Consider the following 25,115-nt stretch of genomic DNA (forward strand, 5'->3'; position numbering starts at 1 on the left):
GGGAGTGCTACCCCATCCGTCGGGGAGGAGAGCTGATCCGCAGCCAACGATCGTTGGTCCATGGCTGTCGTTGAAGTACCGACCCGCACCAGACCGTGGGCGCTGGCGTGCGTCGTGTTCGTCGTCGCCGCGGTGGCTCAGCGGCTCTACTGGATCGCGGGCGGCCGGTGGGGATATACCGCCTGCGATCGCACCGATCTGGTCGATCCGGGACACGCCCTGGTCCGACGTGTGGGACGGATGGGCCGTCACCGCGACGCTGCTGGTGTTCCTCGGCTGGGGAGTGTCGTTGGCCGTCACCACCACCGGCTACGCCCTCACCACCTCGGCCGACACCTCGATGACCAACCTCGCAGGATCGGAGCGTCGATGAGCCCCACCGACTCGACCCACGTCTCGACCGCCGCCCCGCCGCCCTGGGCGATCTGGGCCGCCTACGCCGTACCGCTCTGCGTCCTGCCGTCCGCACTGTGGCGACTGTCGTTGGTGTTCACCGACGATTCCACCACGCGCTGGTACATGATCTTCCTGTCCGCCGTGTCGATGGCGCTGGCCCTGTTGACACTCGGGCTGGTGCACCGGTGGGGACAACGACTTCCAGACTGGGTGCCCCGCCTCGGGGGCCGTCACATCCCGGCGCGTCCGATCGTGCGCGTCGCGCGGATCGGCGGCTGGTCGCTCGTCGCCATCTGCGTGTACTTCCTCCTGAACCAGAGGTTCCACCTCGTGCAGAGCGGATGGGTAGGCATCGGCGACGACGAACCGGTGCATCCGACTCCCGGTTGGGAGGTGCTCCGCTACTACGCCCCGATGCTCGCGTGGGGCCCGCTGGTCATCGCCGTGGCCGTCGACTACCGCCGGCGCGCAGCCATGATTCGAAGACTGGAGAAGCCATGAGAATCCGCAGGTTACTTGTCGCCATGCTCGCCGGGGCCGTGCCGGCGTCGGTGTGGAACCACTGTCACAGGGGCGGCCAGGCGTTGGCCAGCAACTGATGGAAGTGCGCCGGGAACCACTCCCCCAGCGGCGGGGCACCCGGCATCGCGCCGGTGTCGTACGCGGAACCGCGAGGCGGCAGGTAGTACGGATCGCACATCGGCTCGTACGGCTGGCCGGCATTCGGGCTGCCGCTGGTGCCGTCGGACTCGCCGGGCGGCTTGACCCAGACGTAGGCGTCGATGCCTGGCTCCGGTTCGGCGACCGGACGCGGACCGAGACCGGCGCCCCTCTGGTTGCACCAGTTTCCGACCGCCGCCCGCCTGTCGATCCGGCTGCCGTCGACGTAACTGTTCAGATTGCCCGAGGACGCCGGGCCGGCGGGTCGGTTCGGACCACCCCAGCCGTTGCGCGAGGTGTCGACGACGACACCCGCGTCCGGCGAGAAGCCCGCCTGCATCAACAATCCCCGCAGGTGTCGCGCGTAGGGCACCTCGTCGATGAACGGGTTCCAGTCGACCCACTTCGACTGGTACACCGGCTGGCCGTTGATGACACCGTCGACGCGGAAGTACTCCTCGTGCAGGACCGAGTAGTTCGCAGTGTTGGCCACGAAGCCATGGACGTCGGCCATCGTGCTGCCGGCGGTGGTCGCGGCCTGCGACAGCAGCGCCGTCAGCGGACCGGAGTCCTCCGGCCAGCCGACTTCGGCGTGATGACTGATGTCGAGGTACGAGTAGACGTTGGACAGAGCGCCGAGCCGGGCCAGGGCGTACCCGATCCCGTGCTGATAGGTGCCGCGCGCCAGCGCCTCGTCACAGGCCGGGGTGGCCGCGTACCGGTTGCCGGTGTTGACGACGAGGTCGGGCAGCGAGTTCGGCTCGACGAAGGCGACGATCCGCAGGTCGGCGTACTGAGGCGCAGCGAGGATCTCGACAATCGGATCGATGAACTCTGCCCGGTACCGGGCCAGGTCCCCGATCGACAGCTCACCCTGCGGGGCCCGCCGGCCGCAGTCGCGGGCCGGCAGGTTGTACAGGGTCAACTGGACGAGGTCGGCGTGCTGTTCCACGGCTGCGTCCAGGTGCGCACGCAGGCCCATCGTCCCGTCGGCCCCCTCGATCCTGGCGATCCGGTCCAGCCAGACCGCGGTCGGCTCGCCGGCGACCGCGTCGCCGCCGGGCTCCGCGACGGCGCGGTCGACCCACTCGGGATTGACGTAGACCTGGGCTCCGACGTAGGGGTTGGCCAGCCGGTGCGGCGGATCGGCCGCGTTGGCCGGACCGGCGGCGGCGAGCACCCCCACGACGAGGACGGACACAGCGGCGGAGAGGAACGGACGAACCTGGGCGGGTACGCGTCCCCGACGTGGCACGGTCATTGGTAGCCCCCTCAGTACCTGACCCGGCGCCGGCCTGCGGCTACCGATCCGGCCCGGTTGCTCCGACCGCAGCGCAGCGGGCCGAAGCCCTGCCAAGAATTTATGCCCTTCGATCTATAACCGCATTATGCCGCACGAGCTTCGTACCGGGGCCCCCACGTCGGTGCGATGGCCGCCATTGCTATCTCTGTGCCCGCGATGGCAGCGGCGTCGTCTCCTGCTGGCTAGTCGAACTTGCGTAACTGGCCGCACAGCCGCCGACCGCCCCGCAGCGGCAGTTCCGCGCAGCCGACGCCGCAAAAAGCGCAAGACTCCACGAGATTGCCTAGTGCACGCTTAGCGGCATGGAGCCCACCTACCCCTGTGTGTGCTGCGGATATCGCACCCTCTCGGAACCACCGGGATCCCATGAGATCTGTCCCGTGTGCGGGTGGGAGGACGACGTCTACCAACTCCGTTGGCCGTATCGGGCGGGCGGTACGAACGAACGCTCATTGTTCGATGCCCAGAGGAGCATCACTCCGTTCGTGTCCAGCCCAGATGCCGGTACGCAAACCCGCGCCGACGTAACCGGTTTCGAGCGGGAGCCCTTCTGGCGGCGCATCGATGATCGCCGCGACCGGTTTGAGCCACGCGGCGGGAGCCTGGCCCCGTGGCCCGCCGACCGGACGGTCCTGTACTGGTGGCGGCGCCGCACCGCGCGAGCCTGGTGGGAGGACGTCACGCCCAGTGCCCTCACCTACGGCGACGACGGCGACAGTCGGGTCACCGAATTCGTCGCTGCCGTGCGTGCTGTCGCCGACGCGACGCCGCCTGCCGATCCCGACAACCTCTCCGGCATGGAGATCGACTTCGACCACCACCTCTGGCGCTGCCGATCGATCCGGCAGGTGACCGTGTCCAGCAGCGCGGATCCTGCCCGTCAACTGACCGCCTACTGCCTCGCCGAACAAGCCGCATCGCCGCACCAGGTCGCAGCAGAACTCGAAGATGTGTGGTTGCGGGACCTCCGCTACCAGGACTGGGACGCCCACCTGCTGAAGGTAACGCCGACCTCGGTAGATCTGCACGTGGTGACCGTGAACAGTCAAGGCGGCTACTACATCACTGCTTCGATCATCACACGATGGTCCGGCGATCCCGATGCGCCGGCAGACGCAGCACCCGTGGTCAGAACGTGGCGATCGGGTTGACCGGGCTGCCGGACGTGCCGGCGAAGCGGACCGGCGCTACTGCCAGGTGAAAGTCCCACTGGCCGAGCTCGGTGGCCGTCGTGGCGCACGCCTCCAGGTCGCAGTTGTCGAGCATCCACAGACCCATCGCGACGAGGCTCACGGCGTGCACCGGCATCAACACGTCGTCGTACCCCGACGGCTGAACGTCCTGGGGAGAGTCGGCCCCGATCAGCGCCACTCCTCGTTCCTGCAGCCACGGCAGGCAGGACGCGTGCCAGCCGGCCTGCGTGAAACCGCTGGCCGCACCGTTCTCGTGCCGGAAGCGGCCGTAGCCGGTCCGCAGGAGCACCGCGTCGCCGGGTCGCACCTGCACACCCTGGCGACGCTCGGCCTCCTCGAGATCGTCGGGAAACACGCCGTGCCCCGGCTCCAACCACGGCACCTCGCGGGCCGCCGCAACGTCCAGCAGGACTCCACGCGTGACGATCCCGTTCGCGGCCGCCGTGACGGCCGCCCACGCCGAGCCCGTCGCGGCGTCGACCAACGAGTGGGAGCGCCCGTTGTACGTCTTGCCGTCCCAGAAGATGTGGCACGGCGAGTCGAGGTGGGTGATGGTGTTGCCGTGGTACGAGATGCCGAGCCGCTCGGACGAGAAGCCCCAGCGCCGGTCGGCGTGGAAGGCCGGCGGCATGTTCTCGGCACCCGGCATGTCGGCGGTGCACGGGCAGGCTGTCGTCGTCCGCTCCATGTCTCCCGGTGCGGCAACCTCCCAGGCGCAGGACACGCTCCTGCCGTGACGCACGGCCCGCGCCGCCGCCAGCCGCACGTCGTCGGTGACGTGGTTCAGGGTTCCGAGTTCGTCGTCGTCGCCCCAGCGCCCCCAGTTCGACAGCGTGTCGAAGTACCCGAGCACGTCGTCCTGCGTCGGCATCGCTCGCCCTGCCGTCATGTCAGCATCGACTCCTCTGGTCACGCGGTCTCGAAGCACCGCAGGTCAGGGTATCCCGCTGCTTGATCGACGGACGACCGCAGGCAGCGCGGATGCGTTGCCGCCGGTGTTCTACTCACTGAACTCGGTCACCGAGAGCGCCTTCTCCAGCCGACCGGCGGCCAGGTCGTCGTGGCGGATCACGAAAGTGCCGTGGTAGTACTCGTCGGTCAGGGAGAAACGGGCGAGCGACACCCACTCGCTCGTGAGCCGGTGCTGCTCCCGCTCCAGCTGGGAATACCACTGCGCCACCGGGATGACGATCTCGCCGTCCTTCTCGCGGCCGGCGAGGGTCTGCTCCGCGATACTCCTGATCACCTCGTCGTCGGCATACCCGCCGATGTCGGCGCTGGCAAGCCCTTCGTCCGGCGGCCAGAGGTCGTCGGCCAGCGCGCAGAGCTCATCCAGATGCGGCAGGTCACGCTGCAGGTCACGGGCCAACTGCTGCTGGAAGGGCGACAGGTCGTCCTCGTCCTCATCCTCATCCTCATCGTCGTCTGTCGCGATCCACGGAGGCAGCCCCGCGCCGAGCGTGGCGCAGATGTCGTACTGCTCGCCGACGTGCTCGTAATTGGCGGGCTTCTCCACCACCTGGGTGTCGGCATCGACCGGTACGTAGACGACTCGGGCGTACCCGCGTTCCCCTTTGCCAGCGGCCAGATGGTCCTCCTCGTGGTTCAGGAAGAAGAGCAGGGAGCCGTCCGCCGGCAGGCCGAAGCCGTCGACTCTCGGCAGCGCCGCGCAGTCGACGGAGAAGATGAACGGCAACGGTCTGGCCTCGGCGGTCGGCCAGTCCGTGCCCACCGGCAGTCGGGGCAACCCACCGAACTGCCCGACCGGAGCGCCGCCTGCACCGCCGCTCAACCGGATCGACAGACGCAGGTGCTCGGTGAACCTGCTGATCTCGTCGTCCGGGATGCCCAAGCCGAGCGCGGCACGACCAAACCGCCCCTGATGATCCATGGTCCGGAATGATGCCAGGAAGGCGGCATCACGGCCGTACCGTCAGAGACCCTGTCCGATCTCGACCAGGTATCCGTCCGGGTCGCGCAGGTAGCAGCGGATCTCCGTTCCGTGGTCCTTCGGCTCGGTGAGGAAGTCCGCGCCCCGGGACTTCCACTCCTCGTAGAGTTTCCGGATGTCCCGGACCCGCACGTTCATCGCGCAGCTCAGGGTGTTGGAGTCGGCCGGCGCCTTGGCCTGCACCGTCGGCTTGTCGTCGGTCGGACCGCCCTCGACGTTGATGATGATGTAGCTGTTGAAGAACTTCATGATCAGCGGGCTGCTCTCATGGACGCAGGTCGCCCCGAACACCCGCTCGTAGTACTCCCGGGACCGCTCCAGATCGCGAACGATCAGCAGTGTCGCGAGGAACATGCCGTCCTCGGGCTCGAAGTAGTCGGGTGCCGGGTTGGCCAACGCCATGACCGTCCTCCTGTCGTGAGCGAGTAGCGCGGACATTCGGGCGGCGTCGGTATCCCCCGCAGACGTCGGCGAAAACGCCACCGCGGCGGGTGATGCCCCGAACTCACCCTTCGGACGCCCGAACCCGCACGGACGCACGGGCAGGCCGCCAACCCGGCAGGGGGAAGAGATCTCGCTCTGGCGAGGGAGGCTGTGCGTCAGTGGCGGTGCGATGGTCAGGTCCTGACCGGTGCCGCCAGCGGACGAGGATGTCGCGGCGCGTCGGCGGTGGCGACGGTGACCGAGCGGGGCGGGTTGGGGTGACGATGACGAAGCATGCTGTCCGGGTGGCCCGGATGTTCGACGGCGAGCGGCTCGTGGACGGCGGGGTGCTGGTCCTGCTCGACGACGGACGCATCGTCGACGTGCACCGGGGTAGGGCCGAGGCGCCGGAGGGCTGGCCGGTGCGCGAGGAGCCGAACGGCACCGTGCTGCCCGGCTTGATCGACGCGCACGTGCACCTGTGCGCCGACGCCGGTCCCGACGCGCTCGGCCGGCTCGCCGAGCGTCCCGAGTCGGAACTCGACGCGGTCGTCGAGGCGTCACTGCGCCGGCACCTGGCGGCCGGGGTCACGACGGTCCGGGACCTGGGCGACCGGCGCGGCGCGGTGCTCCGGTGGCGGGGCCGAGGGGTACGCAGCGACCTGCCAACGGTGCTGGGGGCGGGTGCACCGCTCACCAGCGTCGGCGGGCACTGCTGGTTGTTGGGGGGCGAGGCGAGCGGCGTCGACGGGGTCCGCGAGGCCGTACGCCTGCGGGCGGCGGCCGGCGCCGATCTGGTGAAGGTCATGGCGAGCGGCGGGGTGTTCACCCCCGGCACCGACACCACGAGGCCGCAGTTCACCGACGAGGAGCTGACCGCAGCCCTGACCGAGGCTCACGATCTGGGTCTGCCGGTGACCGCGCACGCGCACGCGCTCAGCGCGGTCGAGCAGGCGCTGCGCGTCGGTGTGGACGGCATCGAGCACTGCACCTGCGTGACGGCGGCCGGCGCCCGCGTTCCCGGCGAGCTCGCGGACCGCCTGGCCGCGTCCGGGGTGGCGGTCTGTGCCACGCTCGGCACCGACCCGGCAGTGGTCACGCCACCGGAGGTGGTGGAGATGGCAGCACGGGCCGGGCTCAGTGAGGCCGCGCTGCGGGACGGCGCCGCCACCCTTCAGCGGGCCGGGGTCCGCCTGGTGGCCGGTTCGGACGCGGGTCTCGGCCCCGCGAAGCCGCACGGGATCCTGCCTGAGACGCTCGTCGAGTACGTGGCCTGCGGCATCCCCGCCAGCGCCGCTCTCGCCTCGGCCACCTCGGTCGGCGCCGAGGTGTGTGGCCTGGGCCGACGCAAGGGCCGCGTGCGCCCCGGGTTCGAGGCCGACCTGCTGATCGTGGAGGACGACCCGACGAGCGACATCACGGCGCTGCGCCGCCCGCTCGCCGTGTATCGCGCCGGTGACCTGGTGAGCTAGGTGTGTCGCCGGGTCAGGACGAGCGGAGTTGCTCGCGGAACCAGGCCCGGTCGGGGTTCACGACAGCCTGATCGCCGAGCACGACGGTGGGCACGGTCTCGTTGCCGCCGGCCACCGCCCGGACGGCGGCAGCAGCGGCCGGGTCGCGCCAGATGTCCACCCAGTGCGCGCGTTGGGCGAGCCGGCCCAGGGAGAACCGGAGCTGTAGGCAGTAGCGGCAACCGGGACGCCAGTAGACGATCGGCCGGCCGTCCACCGCGCTGGCCCGCTGCGCCTCGGCGGCACCCACCGAGCGGGGAAAAACCCACGGCGACAGCAGCAGGGCCAACACCAGGAAGACCAACAACTCGACGCCTCCGACGACGGGCAGGCCGGCGGTCAGTTGCGACGCCGCCACCAGCACGCCGCACGTCACCATCAGGATCGCCAGCATCCACCGTCGCAGCACGCCGTTGACACTACTCCCAGGTACGCCGACTGCCGCCGCTCCGGTGGGCGGCTGCCACGCCTTGACATGTATCGATGTTAACGCCAACATAAGTCCGCCACCTGAATGAAACGCCACCGTCACATTCCCAGCCCCTCGTGCGTCTCCCCCGGTCCTGCCCGACGTCGCCGCGTGGCGTCGACCGGATCGGCTACGGCATCGCGGCGGTGATCCCTGTGCTGGTCAATGGCCGTTCCGAATCTCGCGGAGGACAGATGCCGCTGCCACTCGCTCCTACCGATCCGATCACCCGCCAAGGGTTGTCTGCCGGCCGCGGTGGCCCTCGGCGTCTGCGGTCGGTGCTGGCCGCGGTGTTGGTCGTGCTCGCCGTGTCGGCCGGTCTGCCCGTGGCCGGGCCGGCGCACGCCGCGCCGGCCGTCAACTACACGAACCCGTTGGTGAACCAGCGGGCCGACCCGCACATCTTTCGGCACACCGACGGCTACTACTACCTGACCGCGACGGTGCCGCAGTACGACCGGATCGTGCTGCGACGGGCCACCACCCTGCAGGGATTGGCAACGGCGGCGGAGACGACGATCTGGAGCCGCCACACCAGCGGCGAGATGGGCGCCCACATCTGGGCGCCGGAGATCCATTTCATCAACAACAGGTGGTACGTCTACTTCGCCGCCGGCCGGACCGACGACGTGTGGCGGATCCGGATGTACGTGCTGGAGAACGCCAACGCCAACCCGCTGGCCGGTTCGTGGACCGAACGCGGCCGGATCACGACACCCTGGGACACCTTCAGCCTGGACGCCTCGACCTTCGTCGCCAACGGGGTGCGCTACCTGACCTGGGCGCAGCAGGAACCGAGCACGTCCAACAACTCCAACGTCTACCTCGCCCGGATGGGTGCCAACCCGTGGCAGATCACGGGGACGGTGACCCGGCTCGTCGTGCCGACGTACGACTGGGAGACCCGCGGCTACCGGGTCGCCGAGGGGCCGGCGGTGATCCAACGCAACGGTCGGATCTTCCTGACCTACTCGGCAAGCGCCACGGACGCCAACTACTGCCTCGGGATGCTGAGCGCCTCCGCCAGCGCGAACCTGCTCGACGCCGCCTCCTGGAGCAAGAGCCCCAGCCCGGTGTTCGCCAGCAACGCGGCCACCAGCCAGTACGGCCCCGGCCACAACTCGTTCACCGTCTCCGAGGACGGGCAGAGCGACATCCTCGTCTACCACGACCGGAACTACCGCGACATCACCGGCGATCCGCTCAACGACCCGAACCGACGCACCCGGCTGCAGAAGGTGTACTGGAACGCCGACGGCACCCCGAACTTCGGCATCCCGGTGCCCGACGGGGCCACGCCGGTTCGGCTACGGTCCCATGACCAGGCCAGCAGCTACATCCGGCACTACGACTACCGGGCCCGGATCGAGCCGAACGTGACAAACCTGGCCGACTCGCAGTTCCGCATCGTCACCGGCCTCGCCGGCGGCGGATCGGTGTCACTGGAGTCGACAAACTTCCCCGGGTACTACCTGCGCCACCGGGGCTACGCCCTCTACGTCGAGAGGAACGACGGCTCGGCTCTGTTCGGCGGCGACGCGAGCTTCCGTCGTCAGGCCGGCCTCGCCGACAGCGCCGGGATCTCCCTGGAGTCGCAGAACTTCCCGGGCCGCCACGTGCGTCACCGCGACGGACTGCTCTACATCGAGGCGGTCAGTTCGAGCGCCGACCGTGCCTCGGCCACCTTCCACCTGGAGTAGGAGGAGCGATGTCCTTCACCAGCACGAAAAGACCGTCCGACGGCGGATCGGCAGGTCGTGGCCTGCGTACCGGCCTGACGCTCGCCGTGATCACCACGCTGGTCGGCGCGGCCGCTGCCGTGTTGGTCGGCGCACCGCCGGCAACGGCGGCGAGCATCGACACCAGCGCCTACTACGTCCTGGTCAACCGAAACAGCGGCAAGGTCCTCGACGTCCGGGACACCTCGACGGCGGACGGCGCCGTGATCCAGCAGTGGTCCCGTAACGACGGCGCGTGGCAACAGTTCCAGTTCGTCTCCTCCGGCGGCGGCTACTACCGCCTCAAGGCCCGGCACAGCGGCAAGGTCGTCGACCTCTGGGAGTGGAACACCGCCGACGGCGCCGAGTACCGCCAGTACGCCGATCAGAACGGCACCAACCAGCAGTTCCAGGTTCTCGACTCCGACGGCGGCTATGTCCGGCTGATCAACCGTCACTCCGCGAAGGCACTCGAGGTCTGGGAGCGGTCCACCGCCGACGGTGGCCGGGTCAGTCAGTACGCCGACCTCAACGGAACGAACCAACAGTGGCAACTGGTCGCGGTAGGCGGTGGCAGTACGCCACCGGCCACCGGGTGTGGCAGCGGGTCGAGCAACGCCGAGGCCGTACTGAGCGGGAGCACCTGGACGTCCCGCAACGGCTCGTCAACTGTCTACTCGGGTTCGGACATGTTGTCGGCGATGCAGGCGGCGGTCAACTCGCTGTCGGCGGGTCGGACGTCGAAGCAGCGGGTGGTGGTTCGCGGCTCCGGCTCGATGAGCGCGGGCTCGCGGTTGTCGCTGCCGTCGTACACGACCCTGGCCGTGTGCGGCACGATCAACGTGACCGGGTCGGGCTCGGGCGACCAGGCGCCGGTGTACTCGCGGGGAACCACCGACGTCGAGGTGCAGAACCTCACGCTGACCGGTTCGCCGTTGTACGGGATCTTCATGCGCAACGTGAACAACCTGACCCTCGGGCAGATCGACATGCGGCTCTCCGCGGGCCTGGGCGTCCGCATCGACAACCACGGTGGGGACCGAGCGGTCAAGGTGCGCAACATCCGCATCGACAACGTGTACGTGTCGGGGACCGGCACACACGGGGTGGAGACGTACGGCGTGGACGGTCTGACGATCGGCACTGTCACCGCCCGGAACACCCGGGACTCCGGCCTGTTGCTCAACGACACGATCAACGCCACGGTCGGCACTGTCGACGCGCAGGGCGCCGGGGCCGGAACCGGGTACGCGGCGTTCCGGATGGCCAACCGCAACGGCCGGGTGGGCAACTCGTACCCGACAAACATCCGGGTCGGAACCGTGCTCGCGTCCGGCGGTGGCCGGGGGATCTTCTGCGTGTCCGAGTCCGGCGGCGCGGTCATCGACCGGGTGACGATCTCGAACACGGGGAACAACGCGATCCTGGTGGAGAACTGCTACAACGTGGTCATCGCGGGGGTGTCCGGGACGGTGACGGGCGGTGGTGAGGTGAGGATCGCGGCGCGCACCGAGTTCCCTATCTCCTCCGGCATCCGGTTCCAGAATCTGACAGTCAGCGGCACCAACATCACCCAGAGCCCCTGCGGTGGAGCGAACAACACGATCAGCAACGTCACCCGGGTCAACTCGACGCTGACGTGGTGTTGACCCGATGACGAGCGGCCGCCCGGGTTCGGGCGGCCGCTCCTCGCCGGATCGTGGCTGGCGCTGCCGCCCGGAGCGGGCGTGGGGTTTCACCGGCTGGCGCTTGCGGGTAGCGGATGGCCCATGAACCGCAATCTCGTCAAGGCCCTGCAGGTCGCGTGGGAGCTGCCGGAGTTCCGTACCGGGGTGCGACACGTCGTCGATCTCGAGGAGATCGCGGGGCTGCTGGCGACGCTGTCCGTCCCCGATCATGACCATGAGGTGGAGCGCAGCCTGCTGAGCCTGCTGCGGTCCGCCCTGGAGACGGTCGAGATCCGGGAAGCGGTGTTGCTGCTGTTGGAGCAGGACGAGGTACGCAGACCGCTCGTCGCGGCGGCGGTGGAGCCGCTCGCGGGCCGCCCGGGTCAGGCTACCGCCATCACGTCGGCGGCCGAGGACCCTGCCGTGCGGCGTGAGGTGCGGGCGGTGCTGGCCAGCGCCAAGGTACGCGAGCTGATCTGGCAGGCGATCGAGAACCAGATGAGCGACAACCGGCTCGGCCTGATCCGCCGGGCGGCGGTGCTGTTCGTGTGGCACCCGCGCGTCCGACGCCTCACGTGGGCGGTGCGCCGGCACGGCGTGTTGCGCGAGCTACGCCGCAAGTAGTCCGTGCCGGCGCGGCACTCTTCGGCCTGCCCGGAGGGGTCGATCACCGACGACGGCGGGCCATCCACTGCCAGATGTGGGTGCCGTTGAGGCTCGGGTCGTTGCGGGCCACGTAGATCCAGGACCAGTGGCCGGGGAACTGGTAGCCGTTCCAGACGACGTGGTCGTACAGGCTGAGCAGCGAACCCGGGATGAGGTCGTGGGCGTGGATCGTGTTGGTCTCGGGTGGCACGGTGTCGTCGTCGCGCGAGGTGACCAGCCAGGTCGGCGTCCGGATCTTCGCCAGCTCCGCGTCGGTGATCAGCGGCGGACCCTCCCCGCTGAGCGGCTCGACGACGCCGCAGATCGGCACCGACGCGGCGAACAGGTCGGGATAGGTCGAGGTCATCTCCAGGGACATGTAGCCACCGTTGCTGCAGCCGACCACGTAGATCCGGTCGGGGTCGACCGACTCGCGGCGTACGAGGTCTCGAACGATCTCGCGGATCAGCGGGGCGAACCGGGGGCCGTCCTCCATCCAGTAGGAGGTGCTCTGGGGAGCGACGACGTACGCGCCGGAGAAGATCCGCTGTGCCTGCGGAGTGGCGAAGCCGAGCGCGCCGCGGTTGGCGCGCAGCGTGGTCTCGTTGTCGTAGTAGCCGTCGGGCAGTGAGGCACCCTCGCCCCCGCCGTGCAGCCAGACGATCAGCGGCCGTCGACCGCGCCGGGGCGAGTGGTCGGGAGAGTACAGCCGGTACTTCAGACCCGAGCCTGAGACGTGGTAGCTGAAGGCGTCCACCTCGGGGTTCGACAGCCCTGCCTGCACGAAGCGGGTGATGGTGACCGGCGAGCCGTGACGCCTGACGATGGGGGTGTTCTGCGTGATGGTGTAGACGAGGTCCAGTCGGACGTTGCGGCCCCTGCTCAGGATGTAGCCGAGGGTGCCACCGCCGGGTTGACCTTCGGCGTGGCTCAGCTCCAGCACGATGTTCCCGTGTCGGTCGAGCCGGGCCGCGGTCACCGTGCGGTCCAGGTCGTACTCGCTGAAGATCTGGTCGCCGGGAGCGATCGGGATCGGGCTGGTGGCCTTGGCGTGCACGGTGAACGTGCCGGGGGTCAGCCCGGCCGGGTCGATCGGCCCGAGCCGGCCGGTGTCCAGGGTGACCGAGGTGACCTGCTCACCGCCGTCCAGCGTTGTCGCGTCGAGGGTGAAGCTCACGCTGGTGGGATGGTGACCACCGGCGTGGGCGGCGAGGCCGGGCAGGGCCAGGCCGATGGCGGCGCCGGCCCCACCGGCCAGGACGGTGCGACGAGTGACAGGCGTGGACATGCGGGCCCCCGTACCTTGCTAGGTAGACGTTCGTCGATGGCGTCTCAACGTAACGCCGCGGAGATCCGCTGGCAACCGGGTCGTACTTTGGGACGATCTGGAGTCGCACCACCGTTCGTACGATGGGTTCCATGCACCCTCGACTGCACGCGGTGTTGGCCGAGCCTCGTGTCTCACCCACCCCGTCGCGGGTGTGGCGCGACTGGGCGGTGATCGCAGTCCTCGCGCCGGCGATCGTGGTGGAGGGGATCTCCCGGCCCGATCTGCCGTGGCGGGTCGGTTGTGTCGTCGTCGCGCTCGCGCTGCTGCCCACGCTGCGGTGGCGGCGCACTCGGCCGCTCGCGATGGTGGTGATCGCGTTCGGCTGCACGACTGTCGCCCCGTTCGTGCTGCCCGGTGATCCCTGCCAGCTGTTCACGGCGAGCTTCCTGGTCGTCCTGGTCTACGCGCTGTTCCGCTGGGGCGCCGGCCGGGATGCCGTGCTCGGTTCGTTGTTCGTGGTGGCCAAGGTGACCGCCGCCGGCCTGGTCGGCTCGATCGACGGCGGCGAACTGGTCGCCGGCTTCGCGGTGATGTTCGCCGCCGCCACGCTCGGTGTCGCGATCCGCTTCCGCGCCGCCGCCCGGCTGCGCGAGCTCGATCAGGCGAAGCTGTTGGAACGTGAACGGCTCGCCCGTGACCTGCACGACACGGTGGCCCACCACGTGTCGGCGATGGCGATCCGCGCCCAGGCCGGCATCGCCGCGTCGGCGAGCCAACCGGACGCCGCCGTCGAGGCGCTGCGCACCATCGAGGCCGAGGCGTCCCGTGCGCTTGCCGAGATGCGCGCGATGGTCCGCGTCCTGCGCCGCGACCAGCCCGCCGACCTGGGGCCCAACCCGCAGGTCGCCGACATCGAGCGGCTCGCCGACCACTTCCGCACCGGGCCGACCGTCGACGTGGATCTGCGCGGCGACCTCGGCGACCTTCCGCCCACTGTCGGCTCCGCGCTCTACCGCCTGGCCCAGGAGTCGGTCACCAACGCGCGTCGCCACGCCCGCCACGCCACCCGCATCGAGGTCAGCGTCGCGGCCGACGACATGTCCGTGCGCCTGCAGGTCAGCGACGATGGTGAGGCCGGCGCGGCCCGCGCGACCGGCTCGCCCGGTTTCGGCCTGGTGGGCATGATGGAACGCGCCGACCTGCTCGGCGGCACGTGCGAGGCCGGCCCCAATCCGGACCGTGGATGGACCGTCACGGCCGTGCTCCCGCGCGAGGGGGCCGGCGCGTGACGGTTCGTGTGCTCGTGGCGGACGACCAGGAGATCGTCCGCACCGGCCTCACCATCATCCTGAACACGCGGCCCGGCATCGAGGTCGTCGGTGGGGCTGGCGACGGTCGGCAGGCTGTCGAACTCGCCCGGCGGCTCCGCCCGGACGTGTGTCTGTTCGACATTCGCATGCCGGTCATGGATGGCATCGAGGCCACCCGGGCGCTCGCCGGGCCAACGGTCCCGGAGCCGCTCGCGGTGGTCGTCATCACGACCTTCGACCTCGACGAGTACGTGTACGCGGCACTGCGGGCCGGCGCCCGCGGCTTCCTGCTCAAGGAGGCCGGTCCCGACCTGCTCAGCCAGGCCGTGCACGCGGCCGCCATCGGGGACGCGCTGATCGCGCCGAGCGTCACCACACGGCTGCTGAAGGCGTTCGCCGACACGGATCCGGGCGCGCCGCGCCAGCAGCCCATCGACGCGCTCACCGACCGGGAGGAGCAGGTCCTGGTCGCCGTCGCGCGGGGACGCACCAACCAGGAGATCGCTGAAGAGCTCTACATCACGTTGAGCACTGTCAAGTCGCACGTCACCAGCCTGATGACCAAGCTGGGTGTGCGTAACCGGGTCGAGGTGGCGATGTGGGCATACGAGACCAACCGCAGCCGGAGACACTGGTGAGCGGCGAAAGTACGACGACGGCGTCCGACCATGGGCCGACCCGATCGCGGCCCATGTGCCGATGAGCCGGGGCGGGTACGGCGTCCACCATCGGTGGCATGACGATCCGCGAGTGGCGGCTACCGGCCGCGTTGATCCTGCTGGGCCTGATACCGATGCTCGCCGGTGCGGGCCGGCTCACCGAGCTGGGCACCGGACCGGAGGTCACCCCGGCGAACGCGCGCTTCGTCGCCGATCCGCTGCCGGTGGTGCTGCACATCGTCGGCGCGGTGGCCTACACGATCCTCGGCGCGTTCCAGTTCGTACCCCGTCTGCGCCGCCATTCTTGGCACCGCCGTGTCGGTCGGTTGCTCGTCCCCTGTGGACTGACGGTCGCGTCGACCGGCCTGTGGATGGCCGTCGCGTACGACCTGCCGGCCCACGACAACGACGTGCTCGCCGGCATGCGGCTCGTCGTCGGCTCGGCAATGGCCGGCGCGATCCTGCTCGGTCTCGCCGCCGTGCTACGCCGGGACATCGCACAGCACCGCAGGTGGATGGTTCGCGGCTACGCGATCGGTCTCGGCGCCGGCACCCAGGCGTTCACCCATGCGCCGTACCTCATCGCGACCGGCGAACAGCCCGACGGGAACCTCCGGGCCGGCCTGGTGGCCGCCGGCTGGGTGATCAACCTGGCGGTGGCCGAATGGTACCTGCGGCGTCCGGCGCCGGTCGTCACGGCGGCGGCCCTGCGCTGAATCAAGACGGCTCGGCGTCGGCCGGTCGGCGCGGGCCACCCCGGATGTCCTCCTCGATCCGCTTCGCGGCGGCCAGCAGCGGCGGGAGCAGCTCCCGACGGATCATCTCGAAGGACCCGCGGGTGGCGTGCGCGGAGACGTTCACCGCCGCGATCACCGACCCGTTCTCGCCGTGGATCGGCGCGGCCACCGAGCGCAGCCCCTCCTCCAGCTCCTGGTCCACGATGGCGTACCCCTGGGTGGCGATCTTCGTCAGGACGGTGCGCAGCTTGGCCGGGTCGGTGACGGTGCGCCGGGTCAGCGGCCGCAGCTGCGCCGTGGCGAGGTAGTCGTCCAACCAGTCCACCGGTTGCGCCGCGAGCAGCACCCGGCCCATCGAGGTGGCGTACGCGGGGAACCGGGTGCCGACGCTGATCCCCACCGTCATGATCCGTTTGGTGGGCACGCGGGCCACGTAGACGACCTCGTCGCCGTCGAGGACGGACACCGAGCAGGACTCGTGCACCCGCGCGACGAGCGCCTCCATGTGCCGCTGCGCGACCTCGGGCAGGCTCAGGCTGGACAGGTACGCGTAGCCGAGTTCGAGGATCCGTGCCCGCAGCGAGAAGAGCCGGCCGTCGGTGTGCACGTAACCCAACTCGACAAGGGTGAGCAGGAACCGGCGCGCGGCGGCACGGGTCAGCCTGGTCCGTCTGGCCACCTCGCTGAGCGTGAGCCGCGGATGCTCGGCGTCGAAGGCCCGGATCACCGCGAGCCCGCGCTCCAGCGACTGGACGAACTCCGGCGACCTCGCCGCGTCCTCGCTCACGCTCACCCGGCCTCCTGCCGCAGGGTCTCCCGGGCCACCTTGAACGCCCGGTTCGCCGCCGGTACACCAGCGTAGACGCCGACCTGGAGCAGGACCTCCGCCACCTCCGCCGGGCTCAACCCGTTGCGCAGCGCGGCTCGGACGTGCATCGCCAACTCCTCGTCGTGGTGCAGGGTGGCGAGCACGGCGAGGGTGATGCAACTGCGGGTACGCCGGTCGAGGCCCGGCCTGCTCCACACCTCCCCCCAGGCGTAGCGGGTGATGAAGTCCTGGAAGTCGGCGGTGAACTCGTCAGTGCCGGCGATCGCGCGGTCCACGTGCGCGTCACCGAGCACCTGTCGACGTACCGTCATGCCCGCCTCGTGCCGCTCGCGGTCGTTCATCCGTCACCACGTTCCTCGTGGAAGTGTTCCAACAGGAGTCGGCACACCTGCTCGGGTTGCTCGACGTTGGCCAGGTGCGCCGCCGCGTCGACCACGACCAGCCGGGCCTGTGGGATGCGCCCGACGATCCCGCGGGCGTGCTCCACCGGGGTGGCCGGGTCGTCCGCGCCCGCGACGACAAGCGTCGGCGCGGTGACGCGGTCGAGGTCGGGCCGGAGGTCCATCGCGGCTATCGCCTCGCAGCAGGCGGCGTATCCGGCCGACGACGTCGCGGTCAGCATGGTGCGGTGGGCGGCGACCACCTCCGGCCGAGCCGCGGCGAAGGCCGGGGTGAACCAGCGGGCCACCACCGCGTCGGCGATCGCCGGCAGACCGTCAGCGCGTACCGTCGCGGCTCGGTCCCGCCACTGCTCGGGTGGGCCGAGCGACGCCGACGTGCAGAGCAGCGCCAGCCGCCGCACCCGCTCGGGCGCGTGCGTGGCCAGCCACATGCCCACCATGCCCCCGAGGGACAGCCCCGCGTAGTGGACCCACGCCACGTCGAGGTCGTCCAGCGTCCGCAGCAGCTCCCGACCCAGCAGGTCCACCGTGTACAGCCCGGACGGCACCGCCGAGCGGCCGTGACCCAGGTGGTCGTACCGGATGACCCGGAACCGTTCGGCGAGCGCCGGGACCTGGGGTTCCCACATCGCGGCGGCGGTGCCGAGGGAGCTGCCGAGCAGCAGCACCGGAGCGGCGGCCGGGCCGTCGACGGTGAGATGCAACCGGGAGGTCATCCGTCGGCTCCCCGAACGGCGACCAGGGCGCTGTCGACGAACCGGCCGGCCGAGCCGAGCCAGCGGTACGGGTCGAGCGCCTCGGCCAGCTCCGTGTCGGACAGGTGGGCGCGGACCTCTGGGTCGGCGAGTAGCGCGGCGCGGAACGACGGTTCGGTGGCGGCGCGGGTCACCAGGTCGTGTGCGACGCCGCGACCGACAGCGGGCGCCAGCCGCACGGCGACGGCCTCGGCGAGCAGAAGGCCGCCTGTCGCATCGAGGTTCTCCCGCATCCGCTCCGGGTGGACCTGTAGCCCGACCAGCATCCGGGCGCAGCGGGCGGCGGCGCCACCGGCCACGTGCAGCAGATCGAGCAGCGGCTCCCACTCTGCGTGCCAGGCGCCGGCGGCCCGCTCGTGCTCCTGCACCGCCGTGGCGAACAGGGTGGCGACGAGACCCGGACCCCGTCGCACCGCGGCGGTGACGAGGATCGAGTCAACCGGGTTGCGCTTGTGCGGCATGGCCGAGGACCCGCCGCGTCCGGTGCCGCCCTCGGCGACCTCGCCTATCTCGTTCTGGGCGAGCGACCCGACGTCGAGCGCGACCTTGCCGGCGGCCACGAGCAACCCACCGAGGGCGGTGGCCAGATCGAGCCAGGGCTGACGGCGGGTGTGCCAGGGCAGCGGGCTCGACGGGAGACCCAGGTGCGCGGCGAACCGCTCGGTGACCTCGGCACCGGCCGGGCCGAACGCGGCCAGGGTGCCGACGGCGCCACCGAGTTGCGCGGGCTGTGCGACGCGGACCTGACGCAGCCGGTCCCGGGCCTCGACCAGACCGGTCAACCAGCCGGCGGCCTTGAGCCCGAACGTGGTGGGTGCCGCCTGCTGCCCGAGTGTCCGAGCGACCATCACGGTGTCCCGATGGGCGTCGGCCAGCCGGGCGGCCGCGTCCACGGCGGCGTCGAGGTGACCCAGCAGCGGCCCGAGCGCCCGCACGGCCACCAGGACCAGCGCGGTGTCCAGGACATCCTGGCTGGTCGCCCCGAGATGCACCCAGGCTCGGGCGTCCTCCGGCACGGCGGCGGTCAGCTCGCCCACCAGCGGGACCACCGGGTTGCCCGTGGCGTCGGCCGCCCGGCCGAGCGCCCCCGGGTCGTACCGCTCTGCGCGGCACTGCTCGACGATCGCCTCGGCCGCCGGTGCGGGCAGGATGCCGGCGTCCGCCGCGGCGCGGGCGAGCGCGGCCTCCACGTCGAGCATCGCCTGGAGCACTGACGGGTCGCTGAGTTCCGCGTCGACGTCCGGGGTGCCGGAGAGACCGCCGAGCAGGCCGTCAGACGGCGAAGAAGACGGTCTCATCGTCGCCCTGCAGGTGGATGTCGAACCGGAATCCGTCCGAGGCGGGACTCGCCAGCAGGGTGCCACGGCGGTCGGCGTCGACGCTGCCCAGCACGGGGTCGGCGGCGTTCGCGGCCTGCTCGTCGGAGAAGTAGAGCCGGGTGACGAGGCGGTGCAGCAGCCCTCGCCCGAAGACCGACAGGGCCAGGTGGGGCGCTTCGGTGCCGCCATCCGGCTCGGGCAGCGAACCCGGCTTGACGGTCAACAGCCGATACCACCCCTGCCCGTCGGTCTCACTGCGTCCGAATCCGCGAAAGCCGGCGAGCGCGGGTTGCCGGGCCCCCCGAGGGTCGTCCGGATGGTCGAACCAGCCGTCCGGGTCGGCCTGCCAGCTCTCCACCATCGCGTCGACCACCGGCGTCCCGGTGCCGTCGACGATCCGACCCCTGATCCAGAACGCGCCCGGCGTGCCCTCGGGTACGACGTACGGGCCGTCCGGCCAGCGCAGGCCGATGTGCAGGTACGGCCCGACGGTCTGCGCGGGCATCACGCCCAACTGCTCACTCATCGTCGTCCTCGTCCTCGAAGGGGGTGCTCTCCCGACCACGCAGCACGATGTCGAACTCGAACGCCAGCGCCCACTCCGGTGCGGTGGTGGCGTGGTCGTACCGGGCGATCATCCGTTCCCGGGCCTTCGGGTCGCGGACCGAGTTGAAGATCGGGTCCTGGAAGAAGAGCGGGTCGCCCGGGAAGTACATCTGCGTCACCAGCCGCTGGGTGAACGCGCGGCCGAAGAGGGAGAAGTGGATGTGTGCCGGCCGCCAGGCGTTGTCGTGGTTACGCCAGGGATAGGCGCCGGGCTGCACGGTGATGAATTGGTACCTCCCCTGATCGTCGGTGAGCGCCCGACCCACCCCTTCGAAATGGGGGTCGAGCGGCGCCGGCCAGGTGTCGCGTGCGTCGCGGTAGCGGCCGGCGGCGTTGGCCTGCCAGATCTCGACAAGCGTGCGGGGTATCGGTCGGCCGTCGCCGTCGCGGACCCGCCCGTGCACGATGATCCGCTGGCCCTGCGGCTCACCGTCGCACTGCCGGGTCAGGTCGTGGTCGAGCGCACCGAGCCGCCCCTCCCCCAACAACGGCCCGGTGACCTCGGTCAGCCGCTGCGGCAGGTAGATCAGTGGGTGACTCGGCGCCCGCGCCACCGTCGACTTGTAGCCGGGACTGAGCAGGGGTGGGTGGGCGTCGACGTCGTCGCGCCGGTACCGCGGTAACACCAGGCCGCCGGCGTCCTGAGTGGTCATGGTCGTCTCCCGTCTGACTTCGTCGCCTCCAGTGCCCGCAGCACAGTGAGTTCCCGCGCCGTCGGCGGCTCGCCCGTGGCCAGACCCTCTGCGACGGCGAGGTCCCAGCCGGTGGCCGCCCGCGCCTGCTCCCGCGTCACGCCCGGGTGCAGGCGGGTCAGCGTGAGTTCACAGGTGACCGGATCGGGTTCGAGGACGCCGAGATCGGTGATCACCACTCGGGGACCTCCGCCGCGCAGGCCGAGTCGTTCCCGGTCTCCCGGGCCCGTCCCATACCCGACCGACGTGACGAAGTCGACCCGTTCGGTGAAGGTCCGGAGGTCCTGCCGGACGATCACCACGACCTCACCGCAGGAGGCGGCGATCTCCGGGGCGCCACCGGCGCCGGGCAGCCGGACCGTCGGGGCGTCGTAGTCGCCCCCGACGACCGTGGTGTTGATGTTGCCGTACCGGTCGAGCTGCGCGGCGCCGAGGAAGCCCACGTCGATCCGACCGGGCTGGAGCCAGTAGTTGAACACCTCGGGCACCGACACCACCGCGTCCGCCGTGTCGGCGAGGATTCCGTCTCCGATGGAGAGCGGAAGCCGGTCCGGCTTCGCGCCGAGGCACCCCGATTCGTAGATGAGCACGAGGTTCGGGGCGTGGGTCGCCCGGGCGAGATTCGCGGCGGTGCTGGGCAACCCGATCCCGACGAAGCAGGCGGTGTCGTCGCGCAGTTGCCGCGCGGCGGCGACGGTCATCATCTCGTCCGCGGTCCAGTCCGCCATCGCGTCCCCTCGCTCGCCGCGCTGACTCACGCCATCGCCCCGGCCCCGTGCACGTGCTCGTCCAGCCAGGCGCGAAAGGTGTCGCGGTGCCGGCTGACGGCATCCCAGGCCCGGTAGAAGTCGTTGTCGCGCACCGAGTAGCCATGGGCGTAGGAGGGGTGCGCGCCTCCGGGCACCTCGGCCACCGCGGTGACCGCCCAACCGGGCAGGACGACCTGTCCGGGTACGGGTTCCAACTCGTCCACGATCTCCTCGACGGTGACCAGTGACCGGTGGGCGGCGAGGACCGCCTCCTTCTGCACCCCGGTGATGCCCCACATCTGCACGGTGCCGTTCCGGTCGGCGCGCTGGGCGTGCACCACAGTGACGTCGGGGCGCAGGGCAGGGACCGCGGTGAGCGTCTCGCCGGTGAAGGGGCAGGTGATGGGCCGGATGTTGGTCGTGTGCTCGGGCAGGTCGGTGCCGGTGTAGCCGCGCAGGACGGCGAACGGCAGCCCGGACGCCCCGGCGACGTAGCGGTTCGCCATGCCGGCGTGACTGTGCTCCTCCAACTCGAGCGGACGGGGCCAGGTGTGCTGCACGGCGTCCCGGAAGCGGTGCAGCGACCCGACGCCCGGGTTGCCGCCCCAGGAGAAGACCAGGCGGCGGGCGCACCCCGCGCCGATGAGCTGGTCGTAGATGACGTCGGGGGTCATCCGCACGAGGGTCAGGTCCTGCCGTCCCTGGCGGATGATCTCGTGACCGGCGGCGAACGGGATGAGGTGGGTGAACCCTTCCAGGGCCACCACGTCACCGTCGCGGACCAGGTCCGCCACGCCCTCGGCCAGCGAGACGAGCTTCGCCATGGGCCTCCCCGCCTCCTGCGAAAACCGTGCTGCCGCCAGCCGTTCGCTATGCGGACTGCCGTACTCATCTCGAACGTACGACTGTGGGTGCCATCCGTCAACGACAGGTTGGCCCAGCGTCCACAGTGCTTCGGACTGACGTCGGGCGATGCGTTGACGCGAGCCGGACCACGTGCCAACGTTCATGGAGAGAACGGCCGTTCGGTAAGCGAACACCTCCGAGGAGGACCGCCATGACACTGCTGGACGCCACGACCTGGCAGGGCACCCTGCACAGCAACGGCTGGGTGGAACCGGCGGGCGGGATGGCGCCCGTGCGATCCCCCGCCACCGGGGAGGAGATCGGCCAGGTCGGCGTGGCGAACGCCGAGGATGTGACGCGCGCCTGCGAACGCGCCGCCACCGCCCAGCGCGCCTGGGCCGCCACCGGCTACGCCGAGCGGGCCGCGGTGCTGCGCCGGGCCGGGCACCTGTTCGAACGGCACGCCGCCGAGATCGGCGACTGGATCGTGCGGGAGTCCGGGTCCACCCCGCCCAAGGCCGTTGTCGAGACCGACACCGCGGCGCAGGAGTGCTACGAGGCGGCGGCGCTGGCCTCGCACCCGCTCGGCGAGATCATCCCGAGCGCGCAACCGCGGCTCAGCCTCGCTCGCCGGTTGCCCGTCGGCGTCGTCGGGGTCATCGCGCCGTTCAACTTCCCGCTCATCCTGGCCACCCGTTCCGTCGCCCCGGCCCTGGCGCTGGGCAACGCCGTGGTGCTCAAGCCCGATCCGCGCACTGCCGTCTGCGGCGGTGTCACTGTCGCCCGGGTCTTCGAGGAGGCCGGCCTGCCCGATGGGTTGCTGCACGTCCTTCCCGGCGGGGTCGAGGTCGGCGAGGCGCTGGTGGCCGACCCGAACGTACGGGTGATCAGCTTCACCGGCTCGACCGCCGCCGGCCGCAAAGTCGGCGAGGCCGCGGCACGCCACCTCAAACGCGCGCACCTCGAACTCGGCGGCAACTCGGCGCTGATCGTGCTGGACGACGCCGACCTTGACCTCGCGGTCTCTGCCGGCGCCTGGGGGTCGTTCCTGCACCAGGGCCAGATCTGCATGACCACCGGCCGACACCTGGTGCACGAGAGCCTGTCCGAGCGGTACGTCGAGCGGCTGGCCGAGAAGGCGGACCACCTGCCGGTCGGCGACCCGGCGAAGGAGCGGGTGGCGCTCGGGCCGATCATCGACGAGCGCCAGCGCGACAAGATCCATGCGCTGGTCACGGCGAGCGTCGACGCGGGCGCCCGACTGGCGGCCGGGGGCACCTACGAGGGGTTGTTCTACCGGCCGACGGTGCTGACCGACGTCACCCCCGCGACCCCGGCGTACGCCCAGGAGGTCTTCGGCCCGGTCGCGCCGGTGATTACCTTCGCCGACCAGGACGAGGCCGTGGAGTTGGCCCGGCAGACCGAGTACGGCCTGTCGCTGGGCATCCTGAGCGGCGACGTGATGAGGGCGATGGCCCTCGCCGACCGGATACCCAGCGGGATCGTGCACATCAACGATCAGACGGTGAGCGACGAGGCGGTGGCGCCGTTCGGTGGGGTGGGAGCGTCCGGCACCGGCTCCCGGTTCGGCGGGCCCGCGGCGAACGTCGACGCGTTCACCGAGACCCAGTGGCTCACCGTGCGGGGCGCCATCACGCGGTACCCGTTCTGAGACCGGGAGGAGAGAAGCGTGCCAGGAATGCGTACCCAGGTCGGCGTCGTCGGCGCCGGGCCCGCGGGACTCATGCTGTCGCACCTGCTGCACCTGCGCGGAATCGAGTCCGTGGTGCTGGAGAGCCGCAGCCGCGACCACGTCGAGCACCGGCTCCGGGCGGGCGTCCTCGAACAGGGTTCGGTCGATCTGCTCTGCCGCAGCGGCGTCGGCGAGCGGCTGCAGCGGGAGGGGCTGCGCCACGAGGGCATCGAGCTGCGCTTCGCCGGTGAGTCGCACCGGGTGCCGATGGCGGACCTGACCGGGCGGGCGATCACCGTCTACGGGCAGCAGGAAGTGGTCAAGGACCTGATCGCCGCCCGGCTCGCGGCCGGCGGCTCGATCCTCTTCGAGGCCGACGCGGTGCGCCTGGACGGTCTCGACTCGGACTCGCCAATCGTCCACTTTCGACGTGACGGTCGCGACGAGGAACTGCGCTGCGACTTCGTGGTCGGCTGCGACGGGTTCCACGGGGTGAGCCGCGGCGCGGTGCCCGAGGGGGTGCTGACCACCTACGAACGGGCGTACCCCTTTGCCTGGTTGGGGGTCCTCGCCGCCGCGCCACCGGCGGTGGACGAACTCATCTACGCCAACCACGAACGCGGCTTCGCCCTCTACAGCATGCGCTCCCCCGAGATCTCCCGGCTGTATCTACAGGTCGCGCCCGACGAGGACATCGCCGCGTGGCCGGACGAGCGGATCTGGACGGAGCTGCGGGCACGGTTGGAGACGGTGCCGGGCTGGTCGCTCAACGAGGGGCCGATCCTGGAGAAGTCCATCACCGGAATGCGCAGCTTCGTGGTCGAGCCGATGCGGTGGGAGCGGCTGTTCCTGGCCGGGGACGCCGTGCACATCGTCCCGCCCACCGGCGCGAAGGGCATGAACCTGGCCCTCGCCGACGTCGCGTTGCTCGGCGACGCCTTCGCCGCCTGTTACGACGGGGGCCGCACGGATCTGCTGGAGACCTACTCGGCCACGGCGTTGCGCCGGGTCTGGCGGGCCCAGCACTTCTCCTGGTGGATGACCTCCATGTTGCACCGACTGGAGCGCGACGACCCGTACGAGGCGAAGCTGCAGACCGCCACGCTGAGGTACGTCGCGACGTCCGAGGCGTACGCCAGGAGCCTGTCGGAGAACTACGTGGGCCTACCCGAGGTCTGAGCACGAGCCTGCGCGACATCGCCACAGCAGAGCGTTGTTCAACTTATTCATGACGGGCGTCAGAAATTCTTGACTTTCGATGCCGGGGTGACTGACCATGGCCACCACAGCGGCGTGCGCCCCCACGCAGCGGT

Annotated in this window: 26 protein-coding genes and 1 pseudogene; 13 read left to right on the top strand and 14 right to left on the bottom strand. The window is 70.6% G+C overall.

What is annotated here, in order from left to right:
- The first annotated feature begins 229 nt into the window (after positions 1-229).
- Positions 230-373, top strand: a complete 144-nt coding sequence (locus KBX71_RS03690; RefSeq protein WP_210816519.1) for a hypothetical protein — start codon at positions 230-232, stop codon at positions 371-373.
- Positions 370-897 (top strand): hypothetical protein, encoded by a 528-nt coding sequence (locus KBX71_RS03695; protein WP_210816520.1) that lies wholly within the window; start codon positions 370-372, stop codon positions 895-897. The genes KBX71_RS03690 and KBX71_RS03695 overlap by 4 nt, the downstream gene beginning before the upstream one ends.
- Before the next feature lie 64 nt (positions 898-961).
- On the opposite strand, the gene KBX71_RS03700 is transcribed toward KBX71_RS03695, so the two are convergent.
- On the bottom strand, positions 962-2,317 hold the full coding sequence (locus tag KBX71_RS03700) for a glycoside hydrolase family 6 protein (RefSeq protein ID WP_210816521.1): 1,356 nt from the start codon (positions 2,315-2,317) through the stop codon (positions 962-964).
- 344 nt (positions 2,318-2,661) lie between these two features.
- On the opposite strand from KBX71_RS03700, the pseudogene KBX71_RS34740 reads away from it, so the two are divergent.
- Positions 2,662-2,823 (top strand): annotated as a pseudogene (locus tag KBX71_RS34740) (CPCC family cysteine-rich protein); the annotation flags it as partial.
- Between the two features lie 21 nt (positions 2,824-2,844).
- Positions 2,845-3,510 (top strand): hypothetical protein, encoded by a 666-nt coding sequence (locus KBX71_RS03705; protein WP_247682848.1) that lies wholly within the window; start codon positions 2,845-2,847, stop codon positions 3,508-3,510.
- Here the strand turns inward: KBX71_RS03705 and KBX71_RS03710 are convergent.
- The 3 genes from KBX71_RS03710 to KBX71_RS03720 all read right to left on the bottom strand — a co-directional run bounded on the left by KBX71_RS03710 (position 3,488) and on the right by KBX71_RS03720 (position 5,905).
- Entirely contained in the window at positions 3,488-4,441 is a 954-nt protein-coding gene (locus KBX71_RS03710; protein ID WP_247682849.1) for a cyclase family protein, read from the bottom strand. The two genes, KBX71_RS03705 and KBX71_RS03710, sit on opposite strands and share 23 nt — an antisense overlap.
- Before the next feature lie 111 nt (positions 4,442-4,552).
- Positions 4,553-5,443 (bottom strand): DUF1963 domain-containing protein, encoded by an 891-nt coding sequence (locus tag KBX71_RS03715; protein WP_210816523.1) that lies wholly within the window; start codon positions 5,441-5,443, stop codon positions 4,553-4,555.
- 42 nt (positions 5,444-5,485) lie between these two features.
- Positions 5,486-5,905 (bottom strand): VOC family protein, encoded by a 420-nt coding sequence (locus KBX71_RS03720; RefSeq protein WP_124820120.1) that lies wholly within the window; start codon positions 5,903-5,905, stop codon positions 5,486-5,488.
- A 305-nt stretch (positions 5,906-6,210) separates the two neighbouring features.
- Between KBX71_RS03720 and KBX71_RS03725 the strand changes: the two genes are divergently transcribed.
- Positions 6,211-7,398, top strand: coding sequence for an amidohydrolase family protein (locus KBX71_RS03725; protein ID WP_210816524.1), 1,188 nt, complete (start codon positions 6,211-6,213; stop codon positions 7,396-7,398).
- A gap of 13 nt (positions 7,399-7,411) precedes the next feature.
- On the opposite strand, the gene KBX71_RS03730 is transcribed toward KBX71_RS03725, so the two are convergent.
- The gene (locus KBX71_RS03730) at positions 7,412-7,846 is read right to left on the bottom strand and encodes a glutaredoxin domain-containing protein (RefSeq protein ID WP_210816525.1); all 435 of its coding nucleotides are present in this window, start codon (positions 7,844-7,846) and stop codon (positions 7,412-7,414) included.
- Between the two features lie 254 nt (positions 7,847-8,100).
- Between KBX71_RS03730 and KBX71_RS03735 the strand changes: the two genes are divergently transcribed.
- The 3 genes from KBX71_RS03735 to KBX71_RS03745 all read left to right on the top strand — a co-directional run bounded on the left by KBX71_RS03735 (position 8,101) and on the right by KBX71_RS03745 (position 11,915).
- The gene (locus KBX71_RS03735; protein ID WP_247682850.1) at positions 8,101-9,606 is read left to right on the top strand and encodes a family 43 glycosylhydrolase; all 1,506 of its coding nucleotides are present in this window, start codon (positions 8,101-8,103) and stop codon (positions 9,604-9,606) included.
- An 8-nt stretch (positions 9,607-9,614) separates the two neighbouring features.
- On the top strand, positions 9,615-11,273 hold the full coding sequence (locus KBX71_RS03740) for an RICIN domain-containing protein (RefSeq protein ID WP_210816526.1): 1,659 nt from the start codon (positions 9,615-9,617) through the stop codon (positions 11,271-11,273).
- Positions 11,274-11,393: 120 nt separating this feature from the next.
- Positions 11,394-11,915 carry a hypothetical protein gene (locus KBX71_RS03745; protein WP_210816527.1) on the top strand — a complete coding sequence of 174 codons (522 nt, stop codon included), beginning with the start codon at positions 11,394-11,396 and terminating at the stop codon, positions 11,913-11,915.
- A 43-nt stretch (positions 11,916-11,958) separates the two neighbouring features.
- Here KBX71_RS03745 and KBX71_RS03750 read toward each other — a convergent pair whose 3' ends face one another.
- On the bottom strand, positions 11,959-13,224 hold the full coding sequence (locus KBX71_RS03750; RefSeq protein ID WP_210816528.1) for a prolyl oligopeptidase family serine peptidase: 1,266 nt from the start codon (positions 13,222-13,224) through the stop codon (positions 11,959-11,961).
- Between the two features lie 131 nt (positions 13,225-13,355).
- Here KBX71_RS03750 and KBX71_RS03755 point away from each other — a divergent pair, with 131 nt between their 5' ends.
- From KBX71_RS03755 to KBX71_RS03765, 3 genes are all read left to right on the top strand, one after another.
- On the top strand, positions 13,356-14,495 hold the full coding sequence (locus KBX71_RS03755; protein WP_210816529.1) for a sensor histidine kinase: 1,140 nt from the start codon (positions 13,356-13,358) through the stop codon (positions 14,493-14,495).
- The gene (locus tag KBX71_RS03760) at positions 14,492-15,154 is read left to right on the top strand and encodes a response regulator transcription factor (RefSeq protein ID WP_210816530.1); all 663 of its coding nucleotides are present in this window, start codon (positions 14,492-14,494) and stop codon (positions 15,152-15,154) included. The genes KBX71_RS03755 and KBX71_RS03760 overlap by 4 nt, the downstream gene beginning before the upstream one ends.
- Positions 15,155-15,252: 98 nt before the next feature.
- The gene (locus tag KBX71_RS03765) at positions 15,253-15,891 is read left to right on the top strand and encodes a DUF2306 domain-containing protein (RefSeq protein ID WP_210816531.1); all 639 of its coding nucleotides are present in this window, start codon (positions 15,253-15,255) and stop codon (positions 15,889-15,891) included.
- Between the two features lies 1 nt (position 15,892).
- On the opposite strand, the gene KBX71_RS03770 is transcribed toward KBX71_RS03765, so the two are convergent.
- Genes KBX71_RS03770 through KBX71_RS03805 form a run of 8 tightly spaced genes read right to left on the bottom strand, consistent with a single transcriptional unit; the run spans position 15,893 to position 22,087 of the window.
- Positions 15,893-16,705: an IclR family transcriptional regulator C-terminal domain-containing protein gene (locus tag KBX71_RS03770; RefSeq protein WP_307846947.1), complete on the bottom strand. Its 813-nt coding sequence runs from the start codon at positions 16,703-16,705 to the stop codon at positions 15,893-15,895.
- Entirely contained in the window at positions 16,702-17,082 is a 381-nt protein-coding gene (pcaC, locus tag KBX71_RS03775; RefSeq protein ID WP_210816532.1) for a 4-carboxymuconolactone decarboxylase, read from the bottom strand. The genes KBX71_RS03770 and pcaC overlap by 4 nt, the downstream gene beginning before the upstream one ends.
- On the bottom strand, positions 17,079-17,858 hold the full coding sequence (pcaD, locus tag KBX71_RS03780) for a 3-oxoadipate enol-lactonase (protein WP_247682851.1): 780 nt from the start codon (positions 17,856-17,858) through the stop codon (positions 17,079-17,081). Before pcaD ends, pcaC begins: the two co-directional genes overlap by 4 nt.
- Positions 17,855-19,195, bottom strand: coding sequence for a 3-carboxy-cis,cis-muconate cycloisomerase (gene pcaB / locus KBX71_RS03785; RefSeq protein ID WP_210816533.1), 1,341 nt, complete (start codon positions 19,193-19,195; stop codon positions 17,855-17,857). Before pcaB ends, pcaD begins: the two co-directional genes overlap by 4 nt.
- Positions 19,170-19,742 (bottom strand): protocatechuate 3,4-dioxygenase subunit alpha, encoded by a 573-nt coding sequence (pcaG, locus tag KBX71_RS03790; RefSeq protein WP_210816534.1) that lies wholly within the window; start codon positions 19,740-19,742, stop codon positions 19,170-19,172. Before pcaG ends, pcaB begins: the two co-directional genes overlap by 26 nt.
- Positions 19,735-20,475, bottom strand: coding sequence for a protocatechuate 3,4-dioxygenase subunit beta (pcaH, locus tag KBX71_RS03795; protein ID WP_247682852.1), 741 nt, complete (start codon positions 20,473-20,475; stop codon positions 19,735-19,737). Before pcaH ends, pcaG begins: the two co-directional genes overlap by 8 nt.
- Positions 20,472-21,242: a CoA-transferase subunit beta gene (locus tag KBX71_RS03800; RefSeq protein ID WP_210816535.1), complete on the bottom strand. Its 771-nt coding sequence runs from the start codon at positions 21,240-21,242 to the stop codon at positions 20,472-20,474. Before KBX71_RS03800 ends, pcaH begins: the two co-directional genes overlap by 4 nt.
- A gap of 26 nt (positions 21,243-21,268) precedes the next feature.
- Positions 21,269-22,087 (bottom strand): CoA transferase subunit A, encoded by an 819-nt coding sequence (locus KBX71_RS03805; RefSeq protein ID WP_210816536.1) that lies wholly within the window; start codon positions 22,085-22,087, stop codon positions 21,269-21,271.
- A gap of 233 nt (positions 22,088-22,320) precedes the next feature.
- Between KBX71_RS03805 and KBX71_RS03810 the strand changes: the two genes are divergently transcribed.
- Together KBX71_RS03810 and KBX71_RS03815 are read left to right on the top strand one after the other, a co-directional pair.
- On the top strand, positions 22,321-23,781 hold the full coding sequence (locus tag KBX71_RS03810; RefSeq protein ID WP_210816537.1) for a benzaldehyde dehydrogenase: 1,461 nt from the start codon (positions 22,321-22,323) through the stop codon (positions 23,779-23,781).
- A gap of 27 nt (positions 23,782-23,808) precedes the next feature.
- A complete protein-coding gene (locus tag KBX71_RS03815) occupies positions 23,809-24,981 on the top strand; it encodes a 4-hydroxybenzoate 3-monooxygenase (RefSeq protein WP_210816661.1) in 1,173 nt (390 codons plus the stop codon).
- The last annotated feature ends 134 nt before the right edge of the window (positions 24,982-25,115 follow it).

Source organism: Micromonospora sp. D93, assembly GCF_018070365.1.
GTDB classification, from domain to species: Bacteria; Actinomycetota; Actinomycetes; order Mycobacteriales; family Micromonosporaceae; genus Micromonospora; species Micromonospora ureilytica.

Coding starts and splice junctions, on each gene's coding strand:
- KBX71_RS03695 (WP_210816520.1), top strand. CDS start 370: ATGAGCCCCACCGACTCGACCCACGTCTCGACCGCCGCCCCGCCGCCC.
- KBX71_RS03700 (WP_210816521.1), bottom strand. CDS start 2,317: ATGACCGTGCCACGTCGGGGACGCGTACCCGCCCAGGTTCGTCCGTTC.
- KBX71_RS03710 (WP_247682849.1), bottom strand. CDS start 4,441: ATGACGGCAGGGCGAGCGATGCCGACGCAGGACGACGTGCTCGGGTAC.
- KBX71_RS03715 (WP_210816523.1), bottom strand. CDS start 5,443: ATGGATCATCAGGGGCGGTTTGGTCGTGCCGCGCTCGGCTTGGGCATC.
- KBX71_RS03720 (WP_124820120.1), bottom strand. CDS start 5,905: ATGGCGTTGGCCAACCCGGCACCCGACTACTTCGAGCCCGAGGACGGC.
- KBX71_RS03725 (WP_210816524.1), top strand. CDS start 6,211: ATGACGAAGCATGCTGTCCGGGTGGCCCGGATGTTCGACGGCGAGCGG.
- KBX71_RS03735 (WP_247682850.1), top strand. CDS start 8,101: ATGCCGCTGCCACTCGCTCCTACCGATCCGATCACCCGCCAAGGGTTG.
- KBX71_RS03740 (WP_210816526.1), top strand. CDS start 9,615: ATGTCCTTCACCAGCACGAAAAGACCGTCCGACGGCGGATCGGCAGGT.
- KBX71_RS03745 (WP_210816527.1), top strand. CDS start 11,394: ATGAACCGCAATCTCGTCAAGGCCCTGCAGGTCGCGTGGGAGCTGCCG.
- KBX71_RS03750 (WP_210816528.1), bottom strand. CDS start 13,224: ATGTCCACGCCTGTCACTCGTCGCACCGTCCTGGCCGGTGGGGCCGGC.
- KBX71_RS03755 (WP_210816529.1), top strand. CDS start 13,356: ATGCACCCTCGACTGCACGCGGTGTTGGCCGAGCCTCGTGTCTCACCC.
- KBX71_RS03765 (WP_210816531.1), top strand. CDS start 15,253: ATGACGATCCGCGAGTGGCGGCTACCGGCCGCGTTGATCCTGCTGGGC.
- pcaC (WP_210816532.1), bottom strand. CDS start 17,082: ATGAACGACCGCGAGCGGCACGAGGCGGGCATGACGGTACGTCGACAG.
- pcaD (WP_247682851.1), bottom strand. CDS start 17,858: ATGACCTCCCGGTTGCATCTCACCGTCGACGGCCCGGCCGCCGCTCCG.
- pcaB (WP_210816533.1), bottom strand. CDS start 19,195: ATGAGACCGTCTTCTTCGCCGTCTGACGGCCTGCTCGGCGGTCTCTCC.
- pcaG (WP_210816534.1), bottom strand. CDS start 19,742: ATGAGTGAGCAGTTGGGCGTGATGCCCGCGCAGACCGTCGGGCCGTAC.
- pcaH (WP_247682852.1), bottom strand. CDS start 20,475: ATGACCACTCAGGACGCCGGCGGCCTGGTGTTACCGCGGTACCGGCGC.
- KBX71_RS03800 (WP_210816535.1), bottom strand. CDS start 21,242: ATGGCGGACTGGACCGCGGACGAGATGATGACCGTCGCCGCCGCGCGG.
- KBX71_RS03805 (WP_210816536.1), bottom strand. CDS start 22,087: ATGGCGAAGCTCGTCTCGCTGGCCGAGGGCGTGGCGGACCTGGTCCGC.
- KBX71_RS03810 (WP_210816537.1), top strand. CDS start 22,321: ATGACACTGCTGGACGCCACGACCTGGCAGGGCACCCTGCACAGCAAC.
- KBX71_RS03815 (WP_210816661.1), top strand. CDS start 23,809: ATGCGTACCCAGGTCGGCGTCGTCGGCGCCGGGCCCGCGGGACTCATG.